The organism is Agrobacterium genomosp. 13 str. CFBP 6927 (assembly GCA_900012615.1).
Classification (GTDB): domain Bacteria; phylum Pseudomonadota; class Alphaproteobacteria; order Rhizobiales; family Rhizobiaceae; genus Agrobacterium.
Genome location: LT009756.1, coordinates 420392 through 433609, shown reverse-complemented (window position 1 = coordinate 433609; position 13218 = coordinate 420392). Strand labels below are relative to the sequence as shown.

General features: G+C 57.8%; 18 protein-coding genes and 1 tRNA gene. 14 read left to right on the top strand and 5 right to left on the bottom strand.

What is annotated here, in order from left to right:
- The first annotated feature begins 22 nt into the window (after positions 1–22).
- The 14 genes from AGR13A_RS02140 (at position 23) to AGR13A_RS02070 (ending at position 10733) form a co-directional block, all read left to right on the top strand.
- Complete coding sequence (locus AGR13A_RS02140; RefSeq protein ID WP_080833423.1) at positions 23–379, top strand: hypothetical protein; 357 nt, start codon at positions 23–25, stop codon at positions 377–379.
- Positions 372–569: a hypothetical protein gene (locus AGR13A_RS02135; protein ID WP_080833422.1), complete on the top strand. Its 198-nt coding sequence runs from the start codon at positions 372–374 to the stop codon at positions 567–569. Before AGR13A_RS02140 ends, AGR13A_RS02135 begins: the two co-directional genes overlap by 8 nt.
- On the top strand, positions 556–837 hold the full coding sequence (locus AGR13A_RS02130; protein WP_080833421.1) for a hypothetical protein: 282 nt from the start codon (positions 556–558) through the stop codon (positions 835–837). The genes AGR13A_RS02135 and AGR13A_RS02130 overlap by 14 nt, the downstream gene beginning before the upstream one ends.
- Entirely contained in the window at positions 834–1589 is a 756-nt protein-coding gene (locus tag AGR13A_RS02125; protein WP_080833419.1) for a hypothetical protein, read from the top strand. The genes AGR13A_RS02130 and AGR13A_RS02125 overlap by 4 nt, the downstream gene beginning before the upstream one ends.
- Positions 1590–1800: 211 nt before the next feature.
- A complete protein-coding gene (locus tag AGR13A_RS02115) occupies positions 1801–2187 on the top strand; it encodes a hypothetical protein (RefSeq protein WP_080833416.1) in 387 nt (128 codons plus the stop codon).
- Positions 2188–2201: 14 nt separating this feature from the next.
- The gene (locus AGR13A_RS02110; protein WP_080833414.1) at positions 2202–3062 is read left to right on the top strand and encodes a hypothetical protein; all 861 of its coding nucleotides are present in this window, start codon (positions 2202–2204) and stop codon (positions 3060–3062) included.
- Between the two features lies 1 nt (position 3063).
- The gene (locus tag AGR13A_RS02105) at positions 3064–3405 is read left to right on the top strand and encodes a phage tail assembly protein (protein WP_139786003.1); all 342 of its coding nucleotides are present in this window, start codon (positions 3064–3066) and stop codon (positions 3403–3405) included.
- On the top strand, positions 3392–3688 hold the full coding sequence (locus tag AGR13A_RS02100; RefSeq protein WP_167377378.1) for a phage tail assembly protein: 297 nt from the start codon (positions 3392–3394) through the stop codon (positions 3686–3688). Before AGR13A_RS02105 ends, AGR13A_RS02100 begins: the two co-directional genes overlap by 14 nt.
- Positions 3685–4005 carry a phage tail assembly protein gene (locus AGR13A_RS02095; RefSeq protein WP_080833409.1) on the top strand — a complete coding sequence of 107 codons (321 nt, stop codon included), beginning with the start codon at positions 3685–3687 and terminating at the stop codon, positions 4003–4005. Before AGR13A_RS02100 ends, AGR13A_RS02095 begins: the two co-directional genes overlap by 4 nt.
- A gap of 169 nt (positions 4006–4174) precedes the next feature.
- Positions 4175–6478 (top strand): phage tail tape measure protein, encoded by a 2304-nt coding sequence (locus AGR13A_RS02090; RefSeq protein WP_080833407.1) that lies wholly within the window; start codon positions 4175–4177, stop codon positions 6476–6478.
- Positions 6478–7782, top strand: coding sequence for a S49 family peptidase (locus AGR13A_RS02085; protein WP_080833406.1), 1305 nt, complete (start codon positions 6478–6480; stop codon positions 7780–7782). Before AGR13A_RS02090 ends, AGR13A_RS02085 begins: the two co-directional genes overlap by 1 nt.
- A 12-nt stretch (positions 7783–7794) precedes the next feature.
- On the top strand, positions 7795–8826 hold the full coding sequence (locus AGR13A_RS02080; protein WP_080833403.1) for a major capsid protein: 1032 nt from the start codon (positions 7795–7797) through the stop codon (positions 8824–8826).
- Positions 8827–8894: 68 nt separating this feature from the next.
- Complete coding sequence (locus AGR13A_RS02075) at positions 8895–9986, top strand: phage late control D family protein (protein WP_080833402.1); 1092 nt, start codon at positions 8895–8897, stop codon at positions 9984–9986.
- A 237-nt stretch (positions 9987–10223) separates the two neighbouring features.
- Positions 10224–10733 (top strand): hypothetical protein, encoded by a 510-nt coding sequence (locus AGR13A_RS02070; protein ID WP_080833400.1) that lies wholly within the window; start codon positions 10224–10226, stop codon positions 10731–10733.
- Positions 10734–10860: 127 nt separating this feature from the next.
- Here the strand turns inward: AGR13A_RS02070 and AGR13A_RS02065 are convergent, their stop codons facing one another.
- From AGR13A_RS02065 to AGR13A_RS02040, 5 genes are all read right to left on the bottom strand, one after another.
- Positions 10861–11541, bottom strand: coding sequence for a hypothetical protein (locus AGR13A_RS02065; RefSeq protein WP_080833398.1), 681 nt, complete (start codon positions 11539–11541; stop codon positions 10861–10863).
- Positions 11542–11557: 16 nt separating this feature from the next.
- Positions 11558–11911, bottom strand: coding sequence for a hypothetical protein (locus AGR13A_RS02060; protein ID WP_139786001.1), 354 nt, complete (start codon positions 11909–11911; stop codon positions 11558–11560).
- Between the two features lie 14 nt (positions 11912–11925).
- Positions 11926–12186, bottom strand: a complete 261-nt coding sequence (locus AGR13A_RS02055; RefSeq protein ID WP_080836441.1) for a pyocin activator PrtN family protein — start codon at positions 12184–12186, stop codon at positions 11926–11928.
- A 158-nt stretch (positions 12187–12344) separates the two neighbouring features.
- Positions 12345–12420, bottom strand: a tRNA-Phe gene (locus tag AGR13A_RS02050).
- 239 nt (positions 12421–12659) lie between these two features.
- On the bottom strand, positions 12660–13085 hold the full coding sequence (locus tag AGR13A_RS02040) for a hypothetical protein (protein WP_080833391.1): 426 nt from the start codon (positions 13083–13085) through the stop codon (positions 12660–12662).
- Positions 13086–13218 lie beyond the last annotated feature (133 nt).

Sequence of the window (13218 nt, the reverse complement as noted above, 5' to 3'; positions counted from 1 at the left end):
CGCAAACATCTAGGAATTCGATATGTCTACCAAAAAGATCGACACCGCGAAAGCTGCCCCCGAGGAGTTTTTCGCCGCTATGACGCTCCCCGACTTGGCGAGCGCACTTTCCGCGCTCGTATCTATGCGCACCACGGCTGGTCTCACTTCCAATCTTGCGAACCACATGAAGCGCGATAATCTGGAAGATTTCGCGGACGCTCTCAGCGAGGCCCTTGGCGATCAGATCGAGGCCATTGAAGCGGAGTTGCTCAGCCGCTCCCCACTCGATGCAGCGGATATTGCCGACCGAGACGAACTTCTCGCCATCGCCGTCAACACGCTGCGGCCGGGAGAGCGTGGAACCAATATGCGGATCGGGAGGGCTGCTCATGGCTGAGCAAATCGAACAGTCTGACGTGATTTGGGGTGCGGGAGAAATCGCGAAGGCGATCGGCACGACCGAGCGGGCGACGTATCACATGCTTGAACTCGGCAAAATCCCTGCCCGTAAAATCGGCGCTCGTTGGGTTGCTTCGCGTCAGAAGCTCCGCCAGCATTTCGAGGGCGAAGCCAGTGAGCAAAATTGATCATAGGAAGCGCGCGCAGGCCGATCGCCTGCGCCGCCATGGCGCCGAGACGGCCGACGATCTCGGCCCGATCTTCCCGACGAAACAGAGGCCAGTAAAACGCCGGCCTTCTAAGGCCGACCTCCGCAGCCAGGCCGAGAAGGCGGTCGCGAACATTACACGCACCGTCACATGCACGGGCTGCGGCCATTCCGCCAATGTTGCGTTGCCGGCGTCGGCCGCCGGCAAGCGGCTGCGGTGCTCGGTTTGCAAGAGGGTCGCGGAATGACAGAGACTGCAAAAAAGCGCCGCGATACCGCTATCGTGTCCACATTTTTTGACTGGCAAAAGCGCTTCCGTGAACGCTTGCTCGTTCATCCAGCTTCACAAAAAAATCCGCGTCTTTTCTGCCTCGGCTTCATTCTCTCGGACATGTTCGATTGGCAGAATTTCGACTGCCATCCGAGCCGGGAAAATCTCGCGGCGAAACTCGGCGTGACGGTTACGCAGGTTTCGACGCTGACAAAGGAACTCGCAAATATGGGGTTCCTTCATGTAAAGCGCCGCCGCAACACGTCAGCTATTTATGTCGGGCAGATGCCGCAGGAAGTAAATTCTAGTTCACTTCCTAATGGTGTGACATCGCATGTGACAGATGATCAGGAAAACAAGTCTAGCGCACTTAGGAAATCAAGTGTGGTTGACTTCGGGAAGTCAAGTGGACTTGTCCCTAACGTAGTGAGGAACGTAGGTTTTGACGTAGGCGGCGGCGCCCATGCGCCCGCCGCCCCTTCCGTATTTACTGTAGCTGACCTCGATCGATTGTCAGACGATGTATTCATTCCGCCCGCCGCCGCTAAGGCGGCGCGGGCCGACATCATCGAGTTTCTGATCCGAGACGCTGTATTTAAGATCGAAGCTGCCGAGGTAATTGGCCCCCTCTTAGACCGCGGCACTCTTACCAAAAGAATATCCCGGGAGATCACTGACGAGATCGATAGAGGGGATGACGTTCAAGAAATTTTGGAGGGTTTGCGATGAGCGTACAGCTAGACTTATTCGCATGGGCAGATAGTCGCCCCTCCAATGTCATCAACGCCCGCGGGAAGTTCGAGAAACGCATAGTTGAGCTTGGCGTTGCTATGGCTCGCGGGCGGGTTCCCTTCCGCAACGGCGACGTTGTTCCGTTCATTCGACGCGCGAACATTGCACCCTTGTCAGGACCGCCCGCAGGCGGAATGCGGGGCGCGCGATGAATTCATCCGAGGACAAAGCATTTCCTGTCCCGATGGCGGAAGCCGAAATTATCAGCCTTAAAGAGGCGCGGCGGAGATCGGGGAAGGACATCAAGACAATTAAGCGTTGGTGCATTAGCCACGGCATCGGCCGGCGGCCTGGTAATTCCGGCCCGTGGCAAATTTCTGGTCCCGCTCTCGAAATGTATCTCAACGGCGATATGGAAGCGATTGAAATTCTCCGAATGAACGATCGATTGCATCCGCGATTGATAAAACATTTCTCTCGTCTCGGCCTGCCGCCCGTTCCGCCCGGCGAGATGGACATAGCGCGCAAAAGGGCTGCCGTGTCCGGCCGTGTCACCTTATTCCGCTCCGCTCAAAATGGTGAATTGGCTCCGTAACCCGGAGCCAATCGATGCAATTCTCTCCCGCACAGCTGAAGAAACTTCCCTCGAAAGCCCGAGAAAAGGCCATCAAGCTTGGTGAGCGGTCGGAATATCATCTCGGGGCAGCCAGACAGGTCTACGCGCAGAAGGATGATCTTCATAAGCGGGCCAATGACATCGTTATCGAGCGCTCCGAGTTCATCGCCCGCCTCGGCGGTCAGAAACTCAGTGCCGACGCCGAGAAGGGATTTAACGAGCGCAAGGCAGCGGTCAGCGTCCAGATCAAACAACTGGCGGACGAAATCCCCAAGTTTCGCGATGCTTGGGAGGAATTCGATAATCTCCTCCGTAAGTGCGCCGCCGTTATCGATGATCACAGTGGACCGTTTGAGCCAGCGAAGCCAGCCACGCGGCCCCGGTCAATTGAGGCCGCGCGGGAGCGGATTGCGGCGCTCAAGAAGCAACATGCCGATGTTTCTATCGCTCCCATCCCACGCGATCAGTACATTGCCGCCGCCAAAGTGGCGCTGGATAAAGCGGCGAAGACAGGCGAGACCTTTTTCGATCCCCGTGTCCATTCCGGCGATCCTTTCCGCCTCGCCTCAGTGATCAACAATGACGGGCGAGCTTCCGGCATAGGAGCCGGAGCCCTTCTACTGGCAATTTTTCGTGACGAGGTTCTCGCCAAGCTCGAAGCGATGATCCCGCCGGATAGTCCGGATACGTTGACGGAAGAACAGCGGGCCAAGAAACTCGCCAAAATCGAGGCCGATTTACTTCAAGCGGAGCGCGAGGAGGAAGCGTTTATTGAGGCCGCCGACGCCGATGGCTGGCGCATCGCCCGCCGATCGGACGCGAACCCTCTCGCTATCCTCGGTATAGAGGCCTGACATGAAGACGATTTCCTTATCGCAACCTTTGTTGCTTGATGGGTCCGTTTCTGTCGATCGAATTGTCGTTCGCAAACCGTCTGCCGGCTGCCTTAAGGGTATGCGGAATTCGAGAAATTCCGTCGCGGGCTTCACGTATTCGCAAGTGATCTGGTTTTGCTGCCGCATGACTTGCTACGGCGAAGTTGCGCTTCGGAACCTCAGTGCCGCTGATTTTGCCGAACTCTCGCGCGCGATTGAGGAAATCTATCAAGCTTGCCAAGGCGAAATTTTTCTCGAAAGCGAGAACGGTAAGGCGATCCTTGATCGTGGCAATGGGGAGCGTCCCGATGCAACGGATTAATCTCTCTCACCCCATTCAGCTTGCCGGCCGCGAAATCACTTTCATCGAAATCCGGACGCCAGGTCGCGCCGCCTTCGATCGGATCACTGCGGTTGCCGATCCGACGCTCAACGAGGCGGTCCGGCATGTGTCCCGGCTGTCGGGAGCCTCAGAGGCCAAAATAAGAAAACTTCACCCCGCCGATCTGCGGCGCGTCCTCGACGCGGTGCAGGAAGAGATAGCCACCATGCGGAAGGCTATGCGCGTACGGAAAGCCCAATCCAAAAACGGAGAAATGAAATGATGCAGGACACCCAAACCCCTGTCACAACTTGGCGAACGGTTGAGCACAAGCTCATTCACCCCGTTGCCGGGCCTGATGGCAATATTTCCTCGGTCGTTTTAAAAGAACCTGACATCGAGGCGCTCGAAAAGATCGATGATCTCGGCATCATCGAAGGAAAGCCGATGAAGGTCGCACAGATCAGGGGCATCATCGGCGCTGTCTCCGGCCTTCCTGATGAGGCGCTCAAGCGCATTCATCGCGACGATTTCGCCGCCCTCGGAGAGCTTGCTGTCCCTTTATTGGCGGCGCCGGAGAAGGAGAAGGGCAAGGATTGAACCTTGCCGTCATTCTTCTTTGGGCGCGCGCCCGGGGCGGTCTCGATCGAGTGTCGGCGGAAATCTCGGCCGTCCTCAACACTCCTTTCCCAACAGTCCGGTCAACCCGCATTTCGCTCATCATGCGAATGCACAGGGAGGTTGAGCGCATAAAGCGCTCCTCGATGTTATGGCAGCAAGTTCGCTAACCTCATCGCTTGTCGTTCGCCTTATTGATCAGGTGACGGGACCGGCCCGGGCAGCGTCGAAATCGCTGCTGGGGTTGAACCAAGCCGCCAACGCTGGTCTCGGTAACCGATTGTCGGCGGCAATGGCGCAGAACAACGCAGCGCTTGACCGTGCCCGAGGCGGTCTCGCAGATGCGGCGATCGGCTTCTACGCTCTCAAATCCGCAATACAAGCGCCGCTAACGGCCGCCATGGACTTCGAAAGTGCGATGGCAGACATCGCCAAGGTTTCCGGCTTTGACGATGCCGGCCTCGCGGCCTATGCAAAGCAGCTTCGAAATCTCGCAAAAAACGAGATACCTATGGCCGTCAGCGATCTGGCCGCGCTCTCTGCGGCCGCGGCTCAGGCTGGCGTCCCTGACGAGGATTTGTACGATTTCACTCGCTTGACGGCACAGGCAGCCGTCGCATGGGAAGTAACGGGCGGCCAAGCTGGCGAAGCCCTCGCAAAAATCCGCACGGCCCTCAATCTGACGAACGCGCAGACGGCCGCCTATGCCGACGCGATCAACTATGTTTCGGACAGCCTAGCAACGAATGCACCTGAGCTCATCGATTTTACGAAGCGGGTCGCAGTGCAGGGTGAGTTCTTTGGTTTTGCAAAAGAGCAGTCGGTTGCATTCGGCGCCGCGATGATCTCCGCCGGCTTCAATGCCGACGTAGCCGCTACCTCGTTCCGCAACATGGGCCGCGCGCTCACCAAGGGGGCCAGCGCCACAAAAGCGCAGCGCGGAGCGTATGAGACGCTTGGTCTAGACGCCAAGAAGGTCGCCAAGGCGATGCAGAAAGACGCCGTTGGCACAACAATGAAAGTCATCGAGAAGCTCGGGCAACTTCCCGAGCACATGCAGGCGTCGGTCATGTCCGGTCTGTTCGGGGATGAGGCCGCCGCACTCGTTCCGCTTCTCAAAAACACAGAGCTCCTCCGAAAAGCTCTGTCGCTAACAGCAGATGAGCAAAAATACCTCAACAGTGTTGGCAAAGAATTTGAAAAGCGGGCCGCCACGTCAGCTTACAAGTGGCAAATGTTCAAATCTCAAATTTCTGACATAGCAATGACGATCGGTGGGGCGTTGTTGCCGGCACTTAATCAGACAATGAAGGCGCTCGGCCCGGTCCTGCTCAAATTGTCGGACTGGTCGGAAGCTCACCCCGAACTTATCCGCAATCTCGTTGCGGCAACAACTGCTGTTGTAGGCTTCAAGGTTGCCGTTGCGAGCCTCAAATTCCTCGGCCTCATAGGCCGAGGCGGCGCTCTATCGATGATGGCGCTCGGTTACAACACCGTGGGCAAGGCTGCGATCTTCGCCGGCCGCGGGATGAAGCTCATGGCATTTACGCCAATCATCGCCGGCCTCGGCGCTGCGCGTCGAGCCATGGTCGGGTTCGCTGCCTCTGCGGCTATCCTCGGGCCAGGCGGAGCGGCAGGCATCGCGATCAAGGGCTTGGGAAAAGGGGTTCTGTCCATCCTGAACCCCCTCAACATTGTGCGCCGATCGGCTGTTCTTTTGCGGGGAGCGCTGATGTTTACCGGCGTAGGCGCCGTGATCGCCGGCATCGCTGCGGCCGGCACCCTCATCTATAACAATTGGGATGGGTTGGTGTCGTTCTTCCAAGGCGTGGGGAAAGGCTTCATGGAAGCCCTCGCGCCGGTGCGCCCTATCATGGAGCCGATCGCTGGTTTTGCTGAGCGCATATACTCGGCCGTAAGCAACATGCTCGGGCCGATCAAGGCCACAAACACCGAATGGCGCGCATGGGGCGAAACTGTTGGCGGCGTTGTCGGCGGCGCCGTCCGCACTGTTGTCGAAGCGATCAATGATTTGATCGCGAAGATACAGAGCGCCGTGCAATGGGCGCAGAACCTCGGAACCTCGATCAAGAATGCCTTGACGTGGGGCGGTGGCGAGGCCGAGGGCGGCGCAAGTGGCAGCGCTGGCGGTGGCGGAACGCCCGAATATGACAGCATGGGCAATGTTACCGGCCATCGAAAGAACGGCGGTCCTGTCTGGCCCGGCGGTTCCTTTATCGTCGGTGACGGGGGCGAGCCAGAAGTTTTCAGACCTAAGACGGCCGGAACGATCACGCCAGCAAGCAAAGCCGGCGGCGTCCGCGACATCACAGTCATCAACCACATCAACGGCGTGACAAACCCCGAGGAGGTTGCGCGTGAGGTCGAAAAGCGACTTCGAAACAGCCTCCGCGACCAGATGCACGGCGCGTTCTCAAACTCCGGAGTTAGATAATGTCCGATAATTTTCTACCCATGCTCGCGGATCGCATCCTCAACCGTCCGCTTTTGGTGCATCCGGACAAGGCGGCAACCATCCTTCATGTGCTTGAGGGCCGCATCACGCTCGGCCGCAGCGTCGATCAGGTGGACGCAAGCCGGTTTGTCGGAACAACGGCTCGCGGCGATGGGACCGGCCGGCGGTTTACCCGGGCAGATGGCAAAACGGCTATCATCACGGTGGACGGATCGCTCGTAAACCGCGGCGCATGGGTCGGCGCAAGCTCAGGCTTGACCTCCTATGAAGGGATAGCCGCTCAGCTTGACGAGATAGCCGCCGAGGTCAGAGCCGGGCGGCTCGAAAACCTCGTTATCGACATGAACAGCTATGGCGGTGAAGCTACCGGCATGGCGGCCGTTGCAACGAAAATCCGAAACCTGCGGAAATCGATGCATGTCGTTGCGGTTGTCAACGACGTGGCGGCGAGCGCTGGTTACGGGATTGTGAGCGCGGCCGATGAAATCGTAATTTCGCCAACCTCGCTTGTTGGCTCGATCGGCGTCGTAATGATGCATCTCGATCGATCCGCGGAAATGAATGCGAAGGGCATTCGCCCGACACTTATTCATGCCGGTGCCAAGAAGGTTGACGGCAACCCCTTCGGGCCTCTGCCCGAGAACGTTCGAGCAGACATGCAAAAGGACGTTCTGGCTTTCTACGATCAGTTTCTTGAGACCGTGGAAGCCGGGCGCGGCAAGGCGCGATTGAGCGCCAAGAAAGCGCGCGAAACCGAGGCTGACGTCTTTATCGGAAAAGAAGCCATTGCCGCCGGATTGGCGGATCGCATGGCCTCTCTCGATGAGGTTCTAGCCGAATTATCCCGCCCCGCTCGGGCTGCGGGCAAACCCTCACAAAGGACGTTAACTATGGACAGAGAAGACTTGCCCTCGGCTCATGCCGAGGCTGAAAAATCCGCATCTGCAATCTTGCTGGCTGCGACGAACGAGCGCGAGCGCATCAAGGCCATTCTCGCGCTGCCCGAGGCGAAGGCTCGGCCGGCAGTTGCTCACGGCCTGGCATTCACGCCCGGTTTCTCTGTAGACGCGGCAAAAACCGCGCTGGCGGCCATGCCCGAGGAAGTTGCGGCGATCGCAGGTGTCAGCCCGGCGCCGGCTGCGCGGACAATTCCCTCGATCGCAGAGCGAGCCCTCGAACAACGCGAGATAGGTCCGACCGGCAGGCCCGAGGGCGCGGCCCCCGACACCATTAAGGCGGGTTGGGCCAGTGCCGCCAACAAAATCAATTCCCGTTACGAATAAAGGAAAAAAGCGATGCTCGATATCTTCAACCAAGACGCATTCAGCGTAACCTCTCTGACGGACGCGCTTCGCGACGTGAAGCCGCGCCCTTCCCGCATCGAGAATATGGGGCTTTTTCGAGGCAGCGGCGTTCGCACTTTGACAATCGCAATTGAGCGCATTGGCGATATTCTGCAACTCGTTGCTCCCACGCCTCGCGGTGGCCCGGGTGAAACCCGCGACAAGCCAAAGCGTTCGGTCGAAAATCTATCCATTCCACATTTCCAGCGTGATTGGGCCGTTTACGCCGATCAGGTTCAGGGCGTCAGGGCGTTCGGCAGCGAAACCGCGCTGCGCCAGGTGCAAGACGTTGTGATGGAGGAAATGTCGGCCAACCTTGCCGACCTCGATCTTACCGATGAGTATTCACGCATCGGCGCAATTCAGGGCATCGTTACTTACAAGGGCGGGCAGACGCTCGATCTTTTCACCAAATTCGGCGTTGCTCAGTCGGACGAAATCAACTTCGATCTCGACAATGTGAACCCGGTTGATGGCATCCTCCGAGAGAAATGCGCAAGCGTAATCCTGGCAACACGGAAGATCGTTGGCGGTCTCGTCTTTGAGCATGTTCACGCTTTTGTGGGGGATGATTTTTTCAAGTCCCTTCTACGTCACCCGGAAGTTCGCGAGAGCTATAAGGGATGGGATCAGAACCGCATTCTCCGCGAGAGCTATGTCGGAAAAAATCGTTCATCCAATCCGATTTTCGAGTTCGGCGGCATTGTGTGGGAAAACTACGGCGCCCTTGAAGACAACGGCGACGGCGCATTGATGGGCATCCACAAGGATAAGGCTCGCTTTTTTCCGGTCGGCGTTCCTGATCTTTTCCGCACCTATTGGGCGCCGGCTGATTACAACGATACCGTAAATACGGTCGGCCTTCGCACTTACGCGAAGCAATGGCCTATGCCCAACGACAAAGGTATTTTTGGGGAAACTCAGCGAAACGTTTTGCACATTTGCACACGTCCGGCAGTGCTCCTGCGCGGTCGCCGGGCGTAATTTCGCAGCATGTGGCGGCGCCGGCATGGTGTCGGCGCCGCGTGTCCTTCCAACGTGAGATCGAGATTATGAAAAAAGCCATCGCTGAAATTTGGGTTGACGGCGTGAACGTGACGGATCGTATTTCTCCGCTCCTGATCAGTCTCAGCGTTTCCGATCGCGCGGGAACGTCGAGCGATAGTGCCTCGATCGAGCTTGACGATACCAACGGCCGCGCAATCATGCCGTCCGACAGAGCGGCCGTGTCGATTAAGCTCGGATGGGAAGGGGAAGGCGTTGCAGAGATTTTCAGAGGAACGATCGACGGCTCCCCCCGTGCAGACGGCAGCCGCAGCGGGCGAACGATCTCTATCACGGCAAAAAGCATGGATGTGCGCGGCAAAGCCAAGCAAGGCCAACGCCGGTATTTCGACAACGAGACAATTGGCAATGCTTTGCAGGTAACCGGGCGGTGGGCCGGTCTCACTGTTGCCGTTCATCCCGACTTCGCATCGATCCAGCGCAAATACATTGGGCTCGATGATGAGAGTTTCGCGGAGTTTGGCGAGCGCATCGCCCAAGAATTAGGGGGAACGTTCAAGATCGTTGGCGATCGAGCATTCCTCACAAAGCGTAATGGAGGCGTCAACGCTGCTGGCGCAGCGCTTGCGACCGTGCAAGCGATATGGGGCGAAAATCTGCATGATTACAGCATCACTCCGATCGCTGGGCGCCGGCTGGAAAAATCAGTTCGAACGCGCTGGTACGACACCAAAGCTGCCGAATACAAGACGACGGATGCCGAGACCGGGACCGAGGACGCGACAACCGTATATTCTGATAACTTCGATGCGAGCGATGAGAGTAGCGCTCAGCATAGAGCCTCCGCCCTTGCGGCCGAGCTCGATCGCAAGAGCGGCGAGGGCTCGGTAACGATCGAAGGGAATATCGGCGCGCAGCCCGAGGGATCATGCGTCGTTGCCAAATGCCGACCGGGGATTGATGGCACGTACCGCATTGAAGGCGTGACCCATAATTATTCGCGCTCTGGATGGGTAACCCGCCTTGAGCTCGGGCAGCCGAAAGGCGAGGCCGGCAAGGATAAGCGGGGGAAGTCATCGAGCGCCGGCGACGGCGACGATGACGATTTCTCGCTCCCTCCCGATAGTGAACTTGGCTGAACGTCACGCTTTCCGTGTGGTGGATGGCAAGAGAAACAATACCTTAATGTTCAATGTGACGGCGTGACATCATGTGACATATGCAGGATGTCCGATCGAAGGCGGGACGCTCTCAAGCGTCCCTCAACCCCTCCCCCCTTCAAGGGACCGTACGGCGGGGGCGCCTTACGCGGGTACGATTACCCCCGGGTCTTGCCTATTTTTTTGTTTTCGTTTTTCCATTTGGAGTTGGAGAAAATGGCATCAAAATCGACCAATCCCACTATCGAATGCGACGGCCAATCGCTGATCTCGCTTGAGGCCGCCGGGAAGCTGCTCGGCCTGAGCGCGGAGCGCATTCGCCTTCTCGTAAAGGATGGTTTTATCGAACGGCCGGCGCCTGGTCGCGTCACCCTCGGGAGTGTGGCGCGCGGATATGCGCGCTATTGGCAGGAGAAGGCTTCACAGCAAACCAAAACCTCGGAGGATCAGCGCGTAAAGAGAGCCCGCGCCGAGGAAATTGAACAGCGCATTGCCGAGCGAAACCGCCGGCTTGTTCCCGCCGAAGAAGCTATCGCGGCGATTGATCACATCGTCGGGGCATGCGTTGAGACCTTCAACGCGCTGCCTGCGATGATCACCCGTGACATCGCAGAGCGAAAGCGAATTGAAACCGTTGTCAGAAACGCGCAGCACGGGGTTGCGCGGCGATTAGGGGAAGCTGCGGACCTTGTTAGAAAAGGTGGGACGCTTCCCGGTTCCGAATAGCGAAGCCATCGCGTCGGCCCTCCATCGCGTGAGCGTGAATGGAAAAATCAAAATCAAAAAAACAGCGAGAAGCCGGGGGGCGGTTGACCCGCATAGGGGGGCTCCCGGGTACGGTCCCTAAAAGGTTTCACGCGTACCTTTCCAACATCTTCTTGTAGAATATGAGCTCCTTATCAAGAACCTCGATGCAGTCTTCGAGATAGGCTCGCGCAGATGCAATGCACAGGTTAAACGCGAAATATACGATCGCTTCGACATGCTTAGGCGGGGAGACATCGATATCGGAACCGAAATTGCTGAGATATTGATCGATGTCTGCAACTGCCTTCTTCGCGTTGACCCGCCACATGTGCGCAATGTTTTTTTCCAACCAAGCAAAGTCATCGCCGGCAATCACATCCCTTACCGACTGAATTTGCTTCCGGAGTTCCTCTGGGCCTACGTATTTCATACCATCTTTTCGTTCGTATCCCCTCACTTCGGAAAGTAAACGAGATGAAACTCCTCGTAGATCAGCCGCGGCCACCTGGTCTCGTTTTATCGAGACCCATAGCGTGTCTTTCCCGAGCATCCGTTGCAACTCAACCTGCTTAAATACGAACCATGCTGCCGGGATTGCTGCGATCAATGCCGCCCATGATCCCGTCGCGCTCAGCCACTCGCGGAAACAGCCAGTTTCATCTTTGGCGCATGCGACAGCTTGCAGATTTGGTGATTGCCACACCACGGCAACGAAAAAGACGGAAGCAAGGCCGAAGGCAGCAAACCAGCCAGCACAATAACCGAGTTCTTCATGTCTGTTTTTCATGCTGCCCGTCGCCCCATTAAGTCCTAGTGCGGCGCCGGCGGCGCCACCGCTTCAACCCGAGCATAATTCCGATTTCCTCATTAGAAAATGCCCGCTTCGCCTTGAGGGCCTTCCATTCGGCCTCCCTCTCGGGCGGCACGTCGTAACCACGACGGGCCGCGTTACTGAGGCGCTGCATTTCATCGCGCCTCGCTTTGAAGCGCTCCCGGCCCCGCTCATCGCGGGCCGAGGCAAAATCGGGATTGGCATGCATTTTTCGCAGCCGATCGGCGCCCAAGATTTTTCGCTTGTCCACGCGCCGGCGCCGAGGGCTTTTCCCCCGAGCTTTCGATCGAGACGCCGGCCGGTCAGTTTCCACCACATCAAGCATCGGCGCATATCCCTCTATCGCATGAAGGCTTCCATTTCGCTCTTTGCGACCTTTCGGCGGGCATCTATGTATTCAGCCAGATCATGGACGTGAATTCCCTTCGCGGCCTTCTGGCTCGGCTCGATGTAGATCAGCGGAAGCTTGATCTCTCCCCGTGTCGCCTTGCGCACGAAATGGTTTATCGTCAGATGAGGGAAATAGTCTCGGCAGACCATTTCGGCCGGGATAATCGCCCGTCCGTCGTACTGAGCCATCAATAGAAAAACCGTCTTCAAGAACCCCTCCATGTTGCATTTCATGTTGCATGGATTTGCCGGGACATCAGGAAAAAGCCCGGAAAATCAAGGAAAACGCGGGAAAACCGACGCAACATCAAATCTAGGAGAAATTGCCGAACTTTTTCGCTACGCCATTGTTTTTCTTAGGGAAAATATGGTGCCCGGAGGCGGATTTGAACCACCGACACGCGGATTTTCAATCCGCTGCTCTACCAACTGAGCTATCCGGGCACTTCAGGTCCTTGAAGAACCTCCGCTTTTGGCGGGCGGGGCTGTTTGGTGCCCCGAAAGTGAGCGGGGTTATAACATCTTGTTCGGACATGGCAAGCGCCATCGCGAAGTTTTTTGACAGTTTTTTCACGGCGCCTGTGGATGGCTGGAAAGTCTGCCCGGCGAAGGCAGGATTGCGGCGGAAAACCCGCTCCTGGGCATCCGCCGGGCCAGCGGGCGGTGGCGCGGCGGGGGACGGCTTACGCCCCCTCATTGCGCCGTGCGGCAAGGCCAAGCGCGATTGGCACAACGGCCACCAGCGCCGCCATGACGGGCGAGGAGGCGAAGATGCGGCTTGCCAGCGAGGTGACGGCAACGGAGCGCACCACCGTCATCAGGCGCGAATTCTCGCGGTCGCGCTCATGCCGGGCGTTGGCGGATTTATGATGGGACGGGTTGGCGGCGGCTTCCAGCCGTTTGACGTCGCGGCGAATCTTTTCGAGCTGTTTGCGCAGATCATCCAGCTCCGCGCGCAAGGATGATTCCGGCGGGGCGGCGGCACGCACCCTTCGGGCAACAGCGGGTTTTGCAGCCTTCTTCTCCACGGCCTCTTCGTCCAGTTCGGCCAGATGGTCGTCAAGGTCGGAGGGCTTGTCGAAACCGTGGGATCGCAGTGGTGCTTTCATCGCTGTCTCCTGAGGCGTGCTGAATTGCGGCGGCGGGCGCTTTTGCCCAGTCAGCCTTTTCAACGCCTCAGCCGGGCAAAGGATGCACGGAAAGCAGAGAGGCAGGCATAATAAAATAGGCCCCGGAGGGCCT

Coding starts and splice junctions, on each gene's coding strand:
- AGR13A_RS02070 (WP_080833400.1), top strand. CDS start 10,224: ATGGCATCAAAATCGACCAATCCCACTATCGAATGCGACGGCCAATCG.
- AGR13A_RS02065 (WP_080833398.1), bottom strand. CDS start 11,541: ATGAAAAACAGACATGAAGAACTCGGTTATTGTGCTGGCTGGTTTGCT.
- AGR13A_RS02110 (WP_080833414.1), top strand. CDS start 2,202: ATGCAATTCTCTCCCGCACAGCTGAAGAAACTTCCCTCGAAAGCCCGA.
- AGR13A_RS02085 (WP_080833406.1), top strand. CDS start 6,478: ATGTCCGATAATTTTCTACCCATGCTCGCGGATCGCATCCTCAACCGT.
- AGR13A_RS02140 (WP_080833423.1), top strand. CDS start 23: ATGTCTACCAAAAAGATCGACACCGCGAAAGCTGCCCCCGAGGAGTTT.
- AGR13A_RS02100 (WP_167377378.1), top strand. CDS start 3,392: ATGCAACGGATTAATCTCTCTCACCCCATTCAGCTTGCCGGCCGCGAA.
- AGR13A_RS02105 (WP_139786003.1), top strand. CDS start 3,064: ATGAAGACGATTTCCTTATCGCAACCTTTGTTGCTTGATGGGTCCGTT.
- AGR13A_RS02125 (WP_080833419.1), top strand. CDS start 834: ATGACAGAGACTGCAAAAAAGCGCCGCGATACCGCTATCGTGTCCACA.
- AGR13A_RS02095 (WP_080833409.1), top strand. CDS start 3,685: ATGATGCAGGACACCCAAACCCCTGTCACAACTTGGCGAACGGTTGAG.
- AGR13A_RS02115 (WP_080833416.1), top strand. CDS start 1,801: ATGAATTCATCCGAGGACAAAGCATTTCCTGTCCCGATGGCGGAAGCC.
- AGR13A_RS02060 (WP_139786001.1), bottom strand. CDS start 11,911: ATGCTTGATGTGGTGGAAACTGACCGGCCGGCGTCTCGATCGAAAGCT.
- AGR13A_RS02075 (WP_080833402.1), top strand. CDS start 8,895: ATGAAAAAAGCCATCGCTGAAATTTGGGTTGACGGCGTGAACGTGACG.
- AGR13A_RS02040 (WP_080833391.1), bottom strand. CDS start 13,085: ATGAAAGCACCACTGCGATCCCACGGTTTCGACAAGCCCTCCGACCTT.
- AGR13A_RS02090 (WP_080833407.1), top strand. CDS start 4,175: ATGGCAGCAAGTTCGCTAACCTCATCGCTTGTCGTTCGCCTTATTGAT.
- AGR13A_RS02080 (WP_080833403.1), top strand. CDS start 7,795: ATGCTCGATATCTTCAACCAAGACGCATTCAGCGTAACCTCTCTGACG.
- AGR13A_RS02135 (WP_080833422.1), top strand. CDS start 372: ATGGCTGAGCAAATCGAACAGTCTGACGTGATTTGGGGTGCGGGAGAA.